Below are 17442 nucleotides of genomic sequence, written 5' to 3'. Positions count from 1 at the left end.
GCCGGACTGGCTTATCGTTGCGGCCATGACGACGTCGCACCGCAACGCCATGCATCGCTGCGCGCCCGCCGCGCCCGTTCTGGCCGCCAGCCTGCTCGCCCTCGCCCTGCTGGCAGGCTGCAGCTCGACACCCACGCCTGCGCCATCGGCCGTGCGGCCGGCGCCACCGCCGGCCAGCCCCATGGCCGGCCCCTACTTCACCCTCGAAGAAGAAACGCAGGCGCGCGAGATGGTGCTGTTCGCGCTCGGCCTGCTCGACACCGGCTACCGCTTCGGTGGCCGCAACCCCGAAGCCGGTCTGGATTGCAGCGGCATGGTGGCCTACATCGTCGAGAACATCAGCGGCCGCAGCCTGCCGCACAACGCAGCGCAGATTGCCGACCGCACGCGGCCGATCACGGTGGCCGAGCTGCAACCGGGCGATCTCGTGTTCTTCAACACGCTCAATCGCCGCCATTCGCACATGGGCGTGTACATCGGCGACGGCCGCTTCGTCCATGCGCCTTCAAGCCGTGGCCGGGTCCGGGTCGAGCGCCTCGACAACCGCTACTTCGCCCCCCGCATCGATGGCGCGCGCACGCTGCTTGCCTCGCGCGACAACCTAGCCGCGGTGACGGCCTGCACCTCGGGCGCCTGCTGAGACCGCGGACTCAGGCTTGCCACATGGCGCGTCAGCGCTGCGGGATCTGGACGTAGATTTCCCCGGGCCGCGTCAGCCCGAGTTCGAAGCGGGCACGCTCCTCGATGGCCTCATTGCCCGACTTGAGGTCATTCACCTCGGCCTCCAGGCTGGCGTTGCGCTCCTCGAGACGCAGGTTCTCGGCGCGCTGGGTGTGCAGCTGGCGGTCGACCTCCCACACCTGCAGCCAGCCCCCCTTGCCCAACCACAGCGGGTATTGAAGCAGCACGACGAGTGCGGTCAGGATCAGGATCGGCCAGCGCATGGATTGGAGTTCGGGTTCGGGTTCGGGGCCGGCAGCACGGACGGCGGGATGTGGATCTTCGCGGCGCCTGTCCGCCAGCGGCTGAGGCACACACGACAAGGCCGGCGGTGTTGGCCGCCGGCCTTGTCACGCTTCCCGCTCAGCGCAGGTTGTAGAACGCGCGTCGGCCCGGATAGAAGGCGGTGTCGCCCAGATCTTCCTCGATGCGCAGCAGCTGGTTGTACTTCGAGATGCGGTCGGAACGGCTCAGCGAGCCGGTCTTGATCTGCATCGCGCGCAGGCCCACGGCGATGTCGGCGATGGTCGAGTCGTCGGTCTCGCCCGAGCGGTGCGAAATCACCGCGGTGTAGCCGGCGAGCTTGGCCATCTCGACCGCGGCGAAGGTCTCGGTCAGCGTGCCGATCTGGTTGATCTTGATCAGGATCGAGTTGGCCACGCCCTGCTCGATGCCCTGCGAGAGGATGCTGGTGTTGGTGACGAAGAGGTCGTCTCCCACCAGCTGCACGCGCTTGCCCAGGCGCTCGGTCAGGATCTTCCAGCCGTCCCAGTCACCCTCGGCCATCGCGTCCTCGATCGAGACGATGGGGAACTTGTCGCACAGGGTCTCGAGGTAGTCGGTGAAGCCTTCGGCGGTGAGCGACAGGCCCTCGCCCTTGAGCTCGTACTTGCCGTCCTTGTAGAACTCGCTCGCGGCACAGTCGAGCGCCAGCAGCACGTCCTGGCCAGGCACGTAGCCGGCGGCGACGATGGCTTCCTGGATCAGGTTGAGCGCCTCTTCGGTGCCGGACACGTTGGGGGCGAAGCCGCCTTCGTCACCGACGGTGGTCGGGTAGCCCTTGGCATCGACGATCTTCTTGAGGTGGTGGAAGATCTCGGCGCCGCAGCGCAGGGCCTCGCGGAAGCTGCCCATGCTCACCGGCATGATCATGCATTCCTGGATGTCGAGGCTGTTGTTGGCGTGCTCGCCACCGTTGATGACGTTCATCATCGGCACTGGCATCACCATCGGGCTGGAGCCGCCAAAATAGCGGTACAGCGGCAGGCCGGCTTCTTCCGCAGCGGCCTTGGCCACCGCCATCGACACCGCCAGCATGGCGTTGGCGCCCAGGCGCGACTTGTTCTCGGTGCCGTCGAGCTCGATCAGGGTGCGGTCGATGAAGGCCTGTTCCTCGGCATCCAGCCCGATGATCGCTTCGGCGATCTCGGTATTCACGTTCTCGACCGCGCGCAGCACGCCCTTGCCGAGGAAGCGCGACTTGTCGCCGTCACGCAGCTCGATCGCCTCGCGCGAGCCGGTCGAGGCACCCGAGGGCACGGCGGCGCGGCCCATGACGCCCGATTCCAGCAGCACGTCGGCTTCGACGGTGGGGTTGCCGCGGGAGTCGAGAATCTCGCGGGCGATCACATCAACGATTGCACTCATGTGTAGTCCTGTTGCTTAACGGAGGATTCGAATCGATCAGCGGGACGCGCGGACCGACAGCCTATCTATGCTGACGCATCGACCTCGCTTCATGAGCGAGGTCGGGCGATAGCCCATATCAGCCTGCGCGATACCGGACGTTCGCAGAATCTGTTCTCAAAGGCTGGTTTCGAGGAAGCCCTGGCGCTTGACCAGGGTATCGATGTCCTTGAGCGTGGTCAGCAGCGCCTTCATCTTCGGCAGCGGCCAGGCATTGGGCCCGTCGGACAGCGCCTTGGCGGGATCCGGATGGGTCTCCATGAACAGACCGGCCACACCCACCGCGACCGCGGCGCGCGCCAGCACGGGCACGAACTCGCGCTGGCCGCCCGAGGCCGTGCCCTGCCCGCCCGGCAGCTGCACCGAGTGGGTGGCGTCGAACACCACCGGGCAGCCCGTGTTGCGCATGATCGCCAGCGAGCGCATGTCGGAGACGAGATTGTTGTAACCGAAGGAGGCGCCGCGCTCGCACACCATGATGGTGTCGGCACCACCATTGGCCTCCTTCGCCTTGTCGGCGACGTTCTTCATGTCGCCGGGAGCGAGGAACTGGCCCTTCTTGATGTTCACCGGCTTGCCGCTGGCCGCGACCGCGTGGATGAAGTCGGTCTGGCGGCACAGGAAGGCCGGCGTCTGCAGCACATCGACCACCGACGCGACCAGCGGGATCTCCTCGATCGTGTGCACATCGGTCAGCACCGGCAGGCCGAGTTGCTTCTTGACCGCCTCGAGCATCTTGAGGCCGGCGTCCATGCCATGGCCGCGGAAGCTCTTGCCCGAGCTGCGGTTGGCCTTGTCGTAGGACGCCTTGAAGATGTAGGGGATGCCCAGTTCGGCGCAGATTTCCTTCATCTGGCCGGCAATGTCCAGGCACATCTGTTCGGACTCGGCCACACAGGGACCGGAGATCAGGAAGACCAGCTTGTCCAGACCGACTTCGAAACCGCAGAGGTTCATGCTTCGCTCCTTCAGGCCGTAGCCTGCTTGCGCGCGATCGCCGCCTTAACGTAGGCGGTGAACAGCGGGTGGCCCTTGCGCGGGTTGGAGGTGAATTCAGGGTGGAACTGGCAGCCGACGAACCAGGGATGGACATCGGCAGGCAGCTCGACCATCTCGCACAGATCGGTGACGGGCGCGCGGCCCGACACCACCAGGCCCTTCTCTTCGAGCTTGGCGAGCAGGGTGTTGTTGACCTCGTAGCGGTGGCGATGACGCTCCATGATCTCGGCCATGCCGTAGATCTGACGCGCCAGCGTACCGTCCTTGAGCTGGCAGAGCTGACCGCCGAGGCGCATGGTGCCGCCGAGGTCGGATTCCTCGGTGCGCTTCTCGATCTTGCCCGTGCGATCCTTCCACTCGGTGATGAGGCCGATCACCGGGTACTGGGTGTCACGCTCGAACTCGGTGGAATGCGCGCCTTGCATGCCGGCGACGTCGCGCGCGAATTCCACCACGGCCAGCTGCATGCCGAGGCAGATCCCCAGGTAGGGCACCTTGTTCTCGCGCGCGTAACGGATCGCCGCGATCTTGCCCTCGGTGCCGCGCTTGCCGAAGCCGCCCGGCACCAGGATCGCGTCCATCGTCTGCAGCACGGCGCAGCCGTCGCGCTCGATGTCCTCCGAGTCGATGTAGTGGATCTTGACCTTCGACTCGGTGTGCATGCCGGCGTGGTTGAGCGCCTCGATCAGCGACTTGTAGGACTCGGTGAGGTCGACATACTTGCCGACGAAGCCGACGTTGACCGTCTGCTTCGGGTTCTCCAGCGCGTGGATCAGCTTCTCCCACACCGACAGGTCGGCCGCACGGGCGAGGATGTCGAGCTTGTGGCAGACGATCTGGTCGAGCATCTGGTCGTGCAGCTGGCCGGGGATCTTGTAGATCGAGTCGGCGTCCAGGCACTCGATGACCGCTTCGGGCATCACGTTGCAGAACAGCGCGATCTTGCGCCGCTCGTCCTCCGGCACGGAACGGTCGGCGCGGCACAGCAGGATGTCGGGCTGGATACCGATCTCGCGCAGCTCCTTGACCGAGTGCTGGGTCGGCTTGGTCTTGAGCTCGCCGGCGGTCGGAATGTAGGGCAGCAGCGTGAGATGGATAAAGCAGGTGCCGTGACGGCCCTCCTCGAAACCCATCTGGCGGATGGCCTCGAGGAAGGGCAGCGACTCGATGTCGCCCACCGTACCGCCAACCTCGACGATCGCCACGTCGGCGCCCTCGGCGCCACGGCGCACATAGGCCTTGATTTCGTCGGTGATGTGCGGGATGACCTGCACGGTCTTGCCGAGGTATTCGCCGCGGCGTTCCTTCTTGAGCACCGACTCGTAGATCTGGCCGGTGGTGAAGTTGTTGCGCTTGCTCATCTTGGCGCTGGTGAAGCGCTCGTAATGGCCGAGGTCGAGGTCGGTTTCCGCACCGTCTTCGGTGACGAAGACTTCGCCGTGCTGGAACGGGCTCATGGTGCCCGGATCGACGTTGATGTAGGGGTCGAGCTTGAGGTGCGTGACCTTGATGCCACGGGACTCGAGGATGGCCCCCAGCGAGGCCGCGGCGATGCCCTTGCCCAGGGAGGACACGACACCGCCGGTAACGAAGACGTATTTGGTCATGGGAGATGTGCTGCGGGAAAGCGCGATGATAACCGAAGCGCCGGACATGCGTCAGCAGTCCGGCCGCTCGGTCATCCTCCGTTACCCGCCGGCGGCGACGGGCCGATGCGTCTTCAACCCATGCCGCGCAACTCGCGCAACACCACCGACAGCATCGCCATGTCGATGCTCGGGGCGGTCCGGATCTCCGCCAGCAGGTGGCGGTAGCGCTCGAGCTGAATCGCATTCTTCGCCTGCCAGGCCGACAGGATCTCATCCACTCCCGTCGCCCCATCGGCAAGCCGCAAGGCATCGCTGGCGAGCGCCCGGGCGAGGGCGGAAAGCTCACCGCGCAAGGCGCTGCGAGCAAGGGCCTGCCAGCGCGTCTCGGCCGGCAGGCCCGAGATCTGGCGCCCCAGCCAGTGCAGATCGAGATCGCCCCCGAGGGCGAAATAGACCCGCGCCACGGTGGCCTCGTCGCGCCCGCTCTCGACTGACACTTCGACCAGATCGAGACCGGAATAGAGTTCCTCGAGCGCCGCAACGCGCTGCGCCAGCCCCAGCGGCACGCCCTGCTCCGCCCGATGCGCGATCGCCTGTTCGAGCTCGGCGCGATAGGCCGGGCCGACCGCGTCGGTCAGCCCCTCGGCGAGCGCGGCCACGCCCGGCGAGAAATGGGCGAGCGTGGCCTGCAGGTCGGCCAGCCACTGGCGATGGCGCAGGAACCACAGCGTGCCCCGCAGCACGAGCCGGTCGGACTCGCCGATCAGCTCGGTCTGGACCGCGTTGGCGATCTGGTTGTCCAGCCCTTCGATCTCACGCCACAGCGCCACCAGGCCGAAGACCTCGCGCGTTGCCATGTAGGCGCGCACGATGTCGGGCGAGGACGCGCCCAGCTCACCCTTGAGCCGGCTGACGAAGGTCGGCCCGACCCGATTGACCATGCTGTTGACCACGTGGGTCGAGATGATCTCGCGCCGCAGCGGGTGGGCCTGGATCTGCGCGCCGAAGCGCGCGCGCAGCGGCGCCGGGAAATAACGCTCGAGGGCGGTGCGGATGTACGGGTCCTCGGGCACGTTGGACGCCAGCACCTCGTCGTACAGCTCGATCTTGCTGTAGGCGAGTAGCACCGCCAGCTCAGGCGTCACCAGCCCGATGCGATTGGCCTTGCGCTCCTGCAGTTCCTCGTCCATCGGCAGGAACTCGAGCTTGCGATTGAGCCGCCCGGCATGGCTCAGGCGCCGCATGAACTCGGCCTGCTCGTCGAGCAGGGCCGCACCGCGGCTGCGCGTCATGGACAGGATCTGCGTCTGCGCATAGTTGTCGCGCAGCACCAGCGCGGCGACCTCGTCGGTCATGTCGGCCAGGAGCTGGTTGCGCTGCTTCATCGTCAGCTCGCCCTCGGCCACCACCCCGCCGAGCAGGATCTTGATGTTGACCTCGTGGTCCGAGCAATCCACGCCACCCGAGTTGTCGATGGCGTCGGTATTGACCCGCCCGCCCTTCAGTGCGAACTCGATGCGGCCGAGCTGGGTCGCGCCCAGGTTGCCGCCCTCGCCGAACACCTTGCAGCGCAGGTCGGCGCCATTGACGCGCACGGCGTCGTTGGCGCGGTCGCCCACGGCGGCGTCCGTCTCGCTCGCTGCCTTGATGTAGGTGCCGATGCCCCCGTTGTAGACAAGGTCGAGCGGCGCGGTGAGGATGGCGCGGATCAGTTCGGTCGGCGTCAGGCTCTCGGCCTCGATGTCGAGCGCCGCACGCACCTCGGGCGACAGCCGGATCGACTTCGCGCTGCGCGGCCACACGCCGCCGCCGGCCGAGATCAGCGACCTGTCGTAGTCGTCCCAACTCGAGCGCGGCAGCGCAAAGAGGCGCGCCCGCTCCTGCCAGCCCCGTGCCGGATCGGGGTCGGGGTCGATGAACACATGGCGGTGGTCGAAGGCCGCGACCAGGCGGATCTGCTTCGACAGCAGCATGCCGTTGCCGAACACGTCACCCGACATGTCGCCGACACCGCCCGCGGTGAAGGGCTCTTCCTGGATATTGGTGCCCATCTCGCGGAAGTGGCGCTTGACCGCTTCCCATGCACCGCGTGCGGTGATGCCCATCTTCTTGTGGTCGTAGCCCACCGAACCACCCGATGCGAAGGCATCGCCCAGCCAGAAGCCGTACTCGGCGGAAACCTCGTTGGCGTAGTCGGAGAAGCTCGCCGTGCCCTTGTCGGCGGCCACCACCAGATAGGGGTCGTCCTCGTCGTGGCGCACCACGTCGGCAGGCGGCACGACCTGGCCCTGCACCAGGTTGTCGGTGACATCGAGCAGCCCGCGCAGGAAGTTGCGGTAGCAGGCCACGCCCTCGGCGAGCAGGGCCTCGCGCCCGCCCTCCGCGGGCGGGCACTTGACCACGAAGCCCCCCTTTGAGCCCACCGGCACGATGACCGCGTTCTTGACGATCTGCGCCTTCACCAGGCCGAGGATCTCGGTGCGGAAATCCTCCATGCGGTCCGACCAGCGCAGCCCGCCGCGTGCCACCTTGCCGCCGCGCAGATGCACGCCCTCGAGGCGTGGCGAGTAGACGAAGATCTCGAACATCGGCAAGGGCTGCGGCAGATTGGGGATCTTCGCCGGCGAGAACTTGAACGAGGTGTAGGACTTGCTCGCACCCTCCTTGTCGCGCTGGAACCAGTTGGTGCGCAGCGTCGCCTGGATCATCGCCAGGAACTGGCGCAGGATGCGGTCCTCGTCGAGGTTGGCCACGTTGTTGAGCCCCTGCTCGATCGCCGCCACCCGGGCCTCGCAATCGGCCGCGCGCCCGTCCTCGAGCGCCGGGTCAAAGCGCGCACGGAACAGCTCGAACAGCGCACGCGCCAGCTGCGGATAGGCCGACAGCGTCTGTTCCATGTATGCCTGGCTGAAGGTGAACGCCGCCTGCCGCATATACCTGGCATAGGCGCGGAGCACCGCCACCTCGCGCCACGACAGCCCGGCAAGCAATACCAGGCGGTTGAAATCGTCGTTCTCGACCTCGCCGCGCCAGACGCGCAGGAAGGCATCCTGGAACAAGGGCCGCAAGGCGTGGATGTTCAAGGTTTCGGCGCCGGCGAAATGCAGGCCGAAGTCGTGCAGCCACACCGTTCGGCCGTCCTGGCGCTGGATGTCGGAGGGGCGCTCGTCCATCACCTTCACCCCCATGCGCTCGAGCATGGGCAGGCTCTGCGACAGCGGCACCGGTACGTCGAGGTGGTACAGGCGCAGATTGAGCCGCCCCGCCGGTGCTTCGAGCGGCACGTAGAGATTGAGGCCAAGCGCGTCACCGTCGCCCAGCGCCTCCATCTGCTCGATGTCGAACACCGCCATGCGCGCCGAGTAGTCCTCGCGGTAACCGGCCGGGAAGCCCGCGCCGTAGCGCCGCATCAGCGCCAGCCCGCGCTCCTCGCCACACTGCTCGATGAGGGCCTGCTGCAGTTCGTCCTCCCAGCGCCGCGAGGCACGGATCAGGCGCTGCTCGAGTTCGCGCGTATCGAAGGGCGGGATGTTGCCATCGGGCGTGCGAACGGTGATCAGGATGCGCGCCAGCGCGGAATCCGAAAACTGCACGTCGAACTCGGCCGAGCTGCCGTTGAAGGCGTCCACCAGGACCGCCTGCATGCGCTTGCGCTGGTCGGTGTTGTAGTGCTCGCGCGGCACGTAGATGAGGCAGGACACGAAGCGCGCGAAGGGATCGCAACGCACGAACAGCCGCGTGCGAAGGCGTTCGCCCAGGCGCAGGATGCCCATCGCGTGGCTGTAGAGCTCCTCCGGCTGGATCTGGAACAGCTCGTCGCGCGGATAGCGCTCGAGCAGGGTCATCAGGGCCTTCGCCGCGTGCCCCCCGGGCAGCAGGCCCGCACGCTCGAACACGGCGTCCACCTTGCGGCGCAACAGGGGAATCTGGCGCGGGCTGGCACTGTAGGCAGTCGAGGACAGCAGACCGATGATGCGGCGCTCGCCATTGACCCGCCCCTCACTGTCGAAGGACTTGATGCCGATGAAGTCGAGGTAGCCCGGCCGATGGACGGTCGAGCGCGAATTCGACTTGGTGAGGGTGAGCAGATTGGGCAGGTGCGCCTGCGCACGCAGCTGCGGCGGCAGCGCGGCGAAGGAGCGCGAGGCGCCCTCCTCGCCCTCGCCATGCAGCAGGCCCAGGCCGGAGCCGGGAACGACGTGGAGCTCGTTGCCGTCCTCGCGGTTCACCAGCGTGTAGTCGCGGGCGCCGAGCAGCACGAAGTTGTCGCTCGCCAGCCATTCGAGGAAAGCGCGCACCTCGTCGGCCTCGGCACTGTCAACGCCGGCCGGGGCCTTGCCCAGCCCCTCGATGATGTCGACCAGGCGACTACGCATCGCGGGCCAGTCGGTGACCGCCGCGCGCACATCGGCAAGCACGTGTTCGATGCCCTGCTGCAGGCTTTGCAGGTCGGCCGGATCGCTGCGCCGATCGACTTCCAGGTGCATGATCGACTCCGCGCGCACGCCCTCGGCGTGCTCGCCGCGCTCGGCCAGGCGTACCAGATTGCCCTGGTCGTCACGCACCACGTTCATCACCGGATGGATGATCAGGTGCAGGGTCAGGCCCTGGCGCGCCACCTCCATGGTGATCGAATCGACCAGGAAGGGCATGTCCTCACCAATGATCTCGATCACCGTGTGGGGGCACTCCCAGCCATGTTCATCGAGGCGTGGGTTGGAGACACGTACGCGACTGCCCGCGGGCCTGCGCGCGGCAAAATGCCACTGGCTGAGCACCGCCCCGTAGAGGTCGGCAACCGGCAGGTCCTCGAGATCCTCGGGATCCACCTGCGCGAAAAAGCGCTTCGCAAACGCCCCCACGGTCGCGGCCTGGTCGGCCGGCAGGCGCGCGGCGATCTGCTCAAGCACCGCATCGACCTGCGCGGCCAGTCGACCTTGCTCCCTCTTATCCATGTCGCCTCCTTGGTGTCGGTCTGGACACGGCGAGGCAAACGGCAAAACGGCCCAATCCAGCGGTGTGAGTGCCGGATGCCGATGTCACCTCGCCGTGGAACAGCCTGTGAGGCTAAGCGAAGGCGGGACGAAGGGTAAGCCGCGTTTTCCCTAGGTCAGACGGCCACGGACTCGCCTCGCACGAGCAGATGCTCACCGCCGCGCGCCCAGGGAGAGCGCTCCATCCAGACCTCCAGCTCGTCGGCTGCAACCGGGCGCGAGATGAAGTAGCCCTGTGCCAGATCGCATCCCAGCTCGCCCAGACGACGCAGGATGGCCTCGGTCTCGACGCCTTCGGCGGTCACCACCAGCCCCATGTTGTGCGCCAGCTCGATCGTCGACCTGACGATGATCTCGTCATCGGCCTGGGTGATGAGGTTCATCACGAAGCTGCGATCGATCTTCATCTCCTGGACAGGCATCTGGCGCACGTAGGACAGCGAGGAATAGCCGGTGCCATAGTCGTCGATCGACAGCTGACAGCCGGTGGCGCGCAGGCGCTCGAGATTGGTCAGCGCCTTGCGTGGATCGTCGAGCACGGCGCTTTCGGTGATCTCGAGCGTGATCCAGCTCGCATCGCAACCGTGCCGTTCGAGCATGACGCGGAAGTGGTCGGGGAGCTCGGCCTGCAGCAGATCGCGCGCCGACAGGTTGAGTCCGACGCAAACCTTGCGCCCAGCGCGACGCCACTCGGCGCACTGGCGGATCGCCCGGTCCATCACCCAAAGCGTGATGTGCTTGATGTAGCCGGTCTGCTCCGCAAAGGGGATGAAGTCCATCGGCGGCACGAAGCCGCGCTGCGGGTGAACCCAGCGCACCAGGGCCTCAACGCTGAGCGCCTCGGCGGCGCGAAAGGCGTACTTGGGCTGGTAAAAGAGCACCAGCTCGTCGGCCTCGACCGCCTGGCACAGCTCAGTCAGCAGCGAAAGCCGGGCTGCGTTGCGGCTGTGGTGGACCGGGTCGTACACGCTCAACCCGCTGTTGCCCTGCTTGGCCTTGTACATGGCCACGTCGGCACAACGCATGAGGTCGCCGGCCTCTGTGCCGTGGGCGGGGTAGAGCGCGATGCCGATGCTCGCACGCACATCGACGATTTGCCCTTGCAGGGTCATCGGCTGCTCGAGCGCGGTGGCGATGCGCTCCGCCACCACCCGTGCCGCCCAGGCGTCCGCGCCCGGCACGAGCAGCGCGAACTCGTCGCCGCCCAGCCGCGCGGCGGCATTCTCGGGCGCATACAGCGCAGTATCCACCTCGCGCTTGCGCACACCCGCCTGCTGCAGGCGCTGGCCGACCTCCTGCAGCACGAGATCGCCGAAGGCATGACCCAGCGTGTCGTTGATGAGCTTGAATCGATCCAGATCCAGAGTGAGTACCGCAAGCTCCTGGTCGGGCTCCTTTGCCGCCGCCAGCAGGCGCTCGAGCTGGGCGATGAAATGCACGCGGTTGGGCAAGCCGGTGAGAACGTCACGGAAGGCGAGTTCGGAGATGCGCGCCTCGCGGCTAGCGATGGCCTCGGTCATCAAGCCGAAGGCGTCGGCCAGCTGACCGAGCTCATCCCCCCGGCGCACCTGGGGCGGGACGCCATACTCGCCCGCCTCGACCCGGTGTGCAAACTGGGCCAGACGAGTCACCGGCGACGCAATCGTGCGCCCCATCCACACGCTGGCCATCAGCATGGCCAGCGTGGCGAGCGCCGACAGCCCCGCCCATTCGCGATAGAGGCGCTCCCAGGGCGCAAGCGCACGCGCGAGCGACAGCTGCAATACGGCCGTCACCGTCGCATCGGCCTGCGCCTCGATCACGTGACGGAAACCGACATACTCGACCTCGTCGATCCACAGAGAGGTCTCGGCCGCATGCAGCAGGGCCGCCGGCGCCGGTGCAACCGGGAGCGTGCTGACCGCGAGACCTGGCGTGCCCTGCCGGGACTGCAGCAGCAGACTGACATCGAGGCCGGTAAGTCGCTTGAGGTCCTGCGCAAAGGCCTCGTCAACGACAAAGCCGATCACCACCCAGGCCACCGGCATCGGGGCCATCACCGGCACCGCCACCAGCTGGTACAAGGCCTCGTCCACCGCCTGGAAACCGGTGGCACTGCCGCGCTCGCGCGCATCGCCGATGAGGCGCGACAGACTGTCGAACTGCACCTCGGGACGCGCCGGGTGGGCCGCCAGGGTCTGTCCGTCGAGGCCGACCAGGAGCATCAGACTGGCGCCAATGCGCGAACCGTGATTGTCCAGCGCCGACGCGATGGTGTCGCGATCGCCCGTCAGCACGGCTTCGCGAAAGCCGTAGTCCGCCGCCAGCACCCGCGCCGCCTGAGCGAGCTGCGCGCTGCGCTGGTCCAGCAGGCGCGCAAACACCCGGTCACCGGTGTCGAGCTGCGCTCGCACCTCCTGCAAGGCACTGCTGCGGCCGATGTGCTCGAACAGGAACAGGCCGCCAACCTGCACCGACAGCAGGATTGCCGCCGTCCACGCCGCGATGCGCCATTGCAGGCGGCGGAAGCCCAGCCGCATCATGGACGCTCCCCGATCACCAGGCGGGGCGTCGCCGCCACCCCCTCCGCCACCTGCAGGCGCTGGCGGACGACCTCATTGACGGCACCGACCCAGCGCGGGTGCCAATACTCGAGTTCGTACTCGCCTGCGGGAATGCCCTCGAAACGCACACTGCCCTGGCCATCGCTGACGCCCACCCAGGGCGCGTCCGACACGACGACGTAGCCGACCATGGTGTCGTGGATGTTGCAGCCCATCACCACCACGCCGGGCGTATCGAAGACGACGGGCGCAGCGGGCGTGCCGATGTAGAGCTTGAGCTCGAAGGACTTCGCCGGCGAGAACGAGTACACGTGATGGCGCACGGTATCGAGATTGGGAAAGCGGACGGCCGTGCCGGTCCGCACCGCCGTCATCAGCGGCAAGAAACGCTTTTCCTGCTGCACGATATCGACCTCGCGCGAGCGCGCCGGCGCGCCGCCGGCCTGCGGCTTGAGCGCGACCGCCGCATGCTCGAGGGGCATGCCTTGCGGGTCGACGACCTTGACCCGCACATCGGCCGCGCCGGCCGCATGCGCCGCCAGCAGCCCGAGCAATGCGCCACACAGGCGGAAGAACTGACTCGACTGCAATGCCAACTTGATCACGTCACCTCGTCCGGACTCTGCTCTATCGTTGCGCGGCTCACGCCGCGGTCGCGTCCTGCAACCGCCCCCTCCCCGACCGCACGTTCCCAAGGAGCCCCGATGCCGCTTTCATTCAACCGCCCGAGCCTCTCCGCCCTGGCTTTGTCGGCCGCCAGCTTCGCCGCTCCGGCCTGCGCGGACGATGCGCTGGCCGGGATCAGGCTGTTCGCGGTTACTGCCGGGCATGAGCTTATCGCCGTTTCCGCCGCCGAACCGGGAAAAATCACCCACTCCGTGAAGCTTGTCGGACTTGCGAATGAGGAACAGATCCTCGGCATCGATTTTCGCGTCGCGCATGGCGTGATGTTCGCGCTCGGCAGCTCCGGGCGCGTCTTTACCGTCGATGTGGGCAGCGGCAACCTCAAGCCAGTGAGCGAGACGCCGCTGGCGCTCGACGGCCAGCGCTTCGGCTTCGACTTCAACCCGGCCGCCGACCGCATCCGTATCGTGTCGGACAGCCGCCAGAACCTGCGCGTCCATCCGCAAACCGGCGCCCTGGTGGACGCCACCCCTGACACGGACGGGGTTCAGCCCGACGCCGCCCTTGCCTATGCGGACGACGACGCTGGCGCCAGCCTTGCGCCCCGCATCATCGCGGCGGCTTACACCTACAACACCCGAGACGAAAAGCTGACGACCAACTTCGCCATCGACGCCAACGCCGCGACACTGGTCCGCCAGGGCTCGATCGAGGGCGAAGAGCCGATCGTGTCGCCCAACACCGGCCAGCTCCGCACGGTCGGCGCCCTCGGCGTGGATGCCATCGCCGATGCGCACTTCGACATCTCGGATGTCACCAATACCGCGCTCGCCGTCTTCAGCACCCAGGCGGCCCCGCAGCCCACGCTGTACCGGGTCGACCTCGCCACCGGTGCGGCGCGCATGGTCGGTGCGCTGGGCCGCGGCGAGGCCCTGCGCGGCATCGCCATCGAGCCCTGAACGGCACGCGGGGCCGGGTGTGAGCCCGGCCCCGCGTCATCGCTGCACCGCGCTGCGCTCAGCGGATGAAGTCGCGATTGACCTCACGGAAGAGCTCGGTGCCGCCGCGCTGCAGCCACTCGAAGGCCACCATCTCGCGCGACACGATCTCGATCCCATGCCCGCGCATGCGCTCAAACGCGAGGTCGCGATTGGCCGGATCGCGCGAGCCCGAAGCCTCGGCGACGATGAACACCTCCTTGCCCGCCCAGCGCAGGTCGAGCGCGGTCTGCTGCACGCACACATGCGCCTCGGTACCGCACACGATCACCTGGCGGCGCTGTTCCACCGCCGTGCCATCCAGGCAGCCATCGGCCTGCGCCGAAAAGCACTGCTTGGCGACGTAGTGCGCATCGGCGGTGACCGCACGCACCGACTCCAGCGTGCCGCCGATCTTCTCGGGGAAGTGCTCGGTCACCACGACTGGCACGCCGACGCGAGCGGCGACCTGGGCAAGCCACACGCAATGGGCGGCAACCTTTTCGTTGTCGTGGATGAAAGGCGCGAGCTTCGCCTGCACATCGACGATCAGCAGCACGGATTTGTCTCGATTCATCAGCATCTGGTTCTCCTGATCAGCCAGCCAGCTCGGCGCGGTCGCGGAAGTGCGCCAGGGCCTCGGGGTTGGCCAGCGCCTCCTGGTTCTTCACCGGGCGGCCATGCACGACGTTTCGCACCGCCAGTTCGACGATCTTGCCGCTCTTGGTGCGCGGGATGTCGGCCACCTGCAGCACCTTGGCCGGCACGTGGCGCGGCGTGGTGTTGTCGCGGATGGTCTGGCGGATGCGCTTGACGAGCTCGTCATCGAGCATGAGCCCCTCGCGCAGCTTCACGAACAGCACCACGCGCACGTCATTGGGGTTCTGCGGCGGCCAGTCCTGACCGATCACCAGCGACTCGACGACTTCATGCAGCTTCTCGACCTGGCGGTAGATCTCGGCCGTGCCGATGCGCACCCCGCCGGGGTTGAGCGTGGCGTCCGAGCGGCCGTAGATGATCAGCCCGCCGTGCGCGGTGATCTCGCAGAAATCGCCGTGGCACCACACGTTGTCGAAGCGATCGAAGTAGGCAGCGTGGTACTTGCTGCCGTCGGCGTCGCCCCAGAAGCCGATCGGCATCACCGGGAAGGGCTTGCTGCACACCAGCTCGCCCTTCTCGCCGCGCACCGGCTTGCCATCGTCGTCCCACACGTCTACCGCCAGGCCCAGGCCGCGGCACTGGATCTCGCCACGCCACACCGGCAGCACCGGGCTGCCGAGCACGAAGCAGGAGATGATGTCGGTGCCGCCCGAGATCGACGACAGCTGCAGGTCGGCCTTGATGTCGCGATAGACGTAGTCGAAGCCCTCAGGCACCAGCGGGCTGCCGGTGCTCATCATCGCGCGCACGCTGGCGAGCTTGTGCGTCTCGCGCGGCTTGAGCCCGAACTTGGCGCAGGCGTCGATGAACTTGGCCGAGGTGCCGAAGTGGGTCATGTGTTCGGCGTCGGCGTAGTCGAACAGGATCTGGTTATCGCCGGCGAAGGGCGAGCCGTCGTAGAGCAGCAGCGTCGCCTCGGCTGCCAGCGCCGAGACCAGCCAGTTCCACATCATCCAGCCGCAGGTGGTGAAGTAGAACACGCGGTCGCCCGCCTTCACGTCGCCGTGCAGCTTGTGTTCCTTGAGGTGCTGCAGCAGCGCGCCGCCGGCGCAATGCACGATGCACTTGGGCACGCCGGTCGTGCCCGAGGAGTACATGATGTACAGCGGATGATCGAAGGGCAGCTCGGCGAACTCGATGTCATCGACGAAGTGGAAGGGAGCGATGAAATCAGCGAGCATGCGTGCATGCGGCACGTGCGACAGGTCGTGCTCGGCATGCACGTAGGGCACCACCACCACACGCTTGACCGAGGGCAGCTGGCCGACGATGTCGCCGAGTTTGCCCAGCACGTCGATGGTCTTGCCGCCGTAGTAGTAGCCGTCGCAGGCGATCAGCACCTTGGGTTCGGTCTGACCGAAGCGATCGAGCACGCCCTGCACGCCAAAGTCGGGCGAGGCCGAGGTGAAGATGGCGCCGATGCTGGCCGCGGCGAGCATCGCGATCACCGTCTCGGGCATGTTGGGCATGTAGGCCGCGACACGGTCGCCCTTCTCCACCCCCATCTCGCGCAACGCGGCAACGAAGTGGGCGACCGCGCGATACAGCTCGCCGTGGGAGAGCCGGTTCAACACCCGGTCCTCGCCCCAGAACACGATCGCATCATGCGCATCGCGCGAGCGCAGCAGGTTGCGGGCGAAGTTGAGCCTGGCGTCGGGGAACCATTGGGCGCCGGGCATCTTGTCGCCTTCAACCAGCACGCGCTCGCCGCGGTGGCCGATGACGCCACCGCCGACGCCGTCGCCCTCCCACACGCTGACCCAGAATTGCTCGGGCTGCGCCACCGACCAGGCGTACAGCGCGTCATAGTCGGGCAGGCTCGCGCCCCAGCGTTTTTCGGCGGCCAGCCGGAAGGCAGTCACGTTGGCGCCGGCGATACGCTCGGGCGAGGGGGTCCACAGGGGTTTTTGTTCAGCAGAATTCACGATGTCTCCTCTCCATCAATCGACGATCCACGCTCTGCCGGGCAGATCGTCCCGTTCTTGTTCTGGTACCGAAATTCAGTTCGCAGCCGGCTCGAACAGGGCACGCACAAAATCGGGCATGGGCACCGATTTGCCGCTGCGGTTGTCCATCCACACCGTCTTCGCCGCGCCTTCGGCATACAGCTTGTCCTCGCCCTCGACGAACAGTTCATACCAGGTCATCACGCTCGAGCGTCCCGGCTCGCCCGCGTACATCTTGATGACGACCGTGGCAGGATAGTTCACCGGCACCAGGAAGGTGCAACTGGCGTTGATGATGACCGGACCGATGGGCTCGTCGGGGCTGACGCGGCTGCCGACCTGCTCGAGCCACTCCACCCGCGTCTGCTCGAAGTAGCGGAAATACACCGTGTTGTTGACATGGTTATAGGCGTCCATGTCGCCCCAGCGCACCGGGATGCGGGTGGTGTAAATCAGCTTCGCCTTCTCCTTCATGCCGAAGTCTCCTGTTGTTTGTTTGGCGAGCTAATGTAACATACGCACCCGTATGTTGTGCAGAGCTCGGGCGAGCCCTTCCTCGCGCGTCCGTCCGCCTCCGCTCAAAGGTCTACAATCGCTTAAAAAGGGGGCTTTGCCTCCCACCCGGGAACAGGAGAACAGGATGGAAAGGGAATCGATGGAATTCGACGTGCTGATCGTCGGCGGCGGCCCCGCGGGGCTGTCGG

At 66.9% G+C, this 17442-nt stretch carries 12 protein-coding genes; 2 read left to right on the top strand and 10 right to left on the bottom strand.

Translation table 11 applies throughout. The features are described from left to right. Positions 1-49: 49 nt before the first annotated feature. A complete protein-coding gene (locus tag PLC66_RS04240; protein WP_503012179.1) occupies positions 50-640 on the top strand; it encodes a C40 family peptidase in 591 nt (196 codons plus the stop codon). 31 nt (positions 641-671) lie between these two features. On the opposite strand, the gene ftsB is transcribed toward PLC66_RS04240, so the two are convergent. The 7 genes from ftsB to PLC66_RS04205 all read right to left on the bottom strand — a co-directional run bounded on the left by ftsB (position 672) and on the right by PLC66_RS04205 (position 13136). Continuing rightward, complete coding sequence (ftsB, locus tag PLC66_RS04235; protein ID WP_324537998.1) at positions 672-944, bottom strand: cell division protein FtsB; 273 nt, start codon at positions 942-944, stop codon at positions 672-674. Between the two features lie 139 nt (positions 945-1083). Next, positions 1084-2367 carry a phosphopyruvate hydratase gene (eno, locus tag PLC66_RS04230; RefSeq protein ID WP_324537997.1) on the bottom strand — a complete coding sequence of 428 codons (1284 nt, stop codon included), beginning with the start codon at positions 2365-2367 and terminating at the stop codon, positions 1084-1086. A gap of 156 nt (positions 2368-2523) precedes the next feature. Further along, positions 2524-3363, bottom strand: coding sequence for a 3-deoxy-8-phosphooctulonate synthase (gene kdsA / locus PLC66_RS04225; RefSeq protein WP_324537996.1), 840 nt, complete (start codon positions 3361-3363; stop codon positions 2524-2526). Between the two features lie 11 nt (positions 3364-3374). Beyond that, a complete protein-coding gene (gene pyrG / locus PLC66_RS04220) occupies positions 3375-5012 on the bottom strand; it encodes a CTP synthase (RefSeq protein ID WP_324537995.1) in 1638 nt (545 codons plus the stop codon). 113 nt (positions 5013-5125) lie between these two features. Then, the gene (locus tag PLC66_RS04215) at positions 5126-9949 is read right to left on the bottom strand and encodes an NAD-glutamate dehydrogenase (protein ID WP_324537994.1); all 4824 of its coding nucleotides are present in this window, start codon (positions 9947-9949) and stop codon (positions 5126-5128) included. A 155-nt stretch (positions 9950-10104) separates the two neighbouring features. After that, entirely contained in the window at positions 10105-12510 is a 2406-nt protein-coding gene (locus PLC66_RS04210; RefSeq protein ID WP_324537993.1) for a putative bifunctional diguanylate cyclase/phosphodiesterase, read from the bottom strand. After that, a complete protein-coding gene (locus tag PLC66_RS04205) occupies positions 12507-13136 on the bottom strand; it encodes a methylamine utilization protein (protein ID WP_324537992.1) in 630 nt (209 codons plus the stop codon). Before PLC66_RS04205 ends, PLC66_RS04210 begins: the two co-directional genes overlap by 4 nt. A 99-nt stretch (positions 13137-13235) precedes the next feature. Here PLC66_RS04205 and PLC66_RS04200 point away from each other — a divergent pair, with 99 nt between their 5' ends. Then, positions 13236-14114 carry a DUF4394 domain-containing protein gene (locus PLC66_RS04200; RefSeq protein WP_324537991.1) on the top strand — a complete coding sequence of 293 codons (879 nt, stop codon included), beginning with the start codon at positions 13236-13238 and terminating at the stop codon, positions 14112-14114. A gap of 58 nt (positions 14115-14172) precedes the next feature. Here the strand turns inward: PLC66_RS04200 and PLC66_RS04195 are convergent, their stop codons facing one another. The 3 genes from PLC66_RS04195 to PLC66_RS04185 form a co-directional block, all read right to left on the bottom strand. Further along, positions 14173-14715, bottom strand: a complete 543-nt coding sequence (locus tag PLC66_RS04195; RefSeq protein ID WP_324537990.1) for an isochorismatase family protein — start codon at positions 14713-14715, stop codon at positions 14173-14175. Positions 14716-14728: 13 nt separating this feature from the next. Beyond that, a complete protein-coding gene (locus PLC66_RS04190) occupies positions 14729-16717 on the bottom strand; it encodes an acetoacetate--CoA ligase (protein ID WP_324537989.1) in 1989 nt (662 codons plus the stop codon). A gap of 75 nt (positions 16718-16792) precedes the next feature. After that, positions 16793-17212: an acyl-CoA thioesterase gene (locus PLC66_RS04185; RefSeq protein WP_324537988.1), complete on the bottom strand. Its 420-nt coding sequence runs from the start codon at positions 17210-17212 to the stop codon at positions 16793-16795. Positions 17213-17442 lie beyond the last annotated feature (230 nt).

The organism is Thauera sp., from assembly GCF_035444905.1.
In the GTDB taxonomy this organism is placed as follows: Bacteria; Pseudomonadota; Gammaproteobacteria; order Burkholderiales; family Rhodocyclaceae; genus Thauera.
The sequence above is the reverse complement of the archived record's forward strand: the minus strand, read 5'-3'. Positions and strand labels throughout refer to the sequence as shown.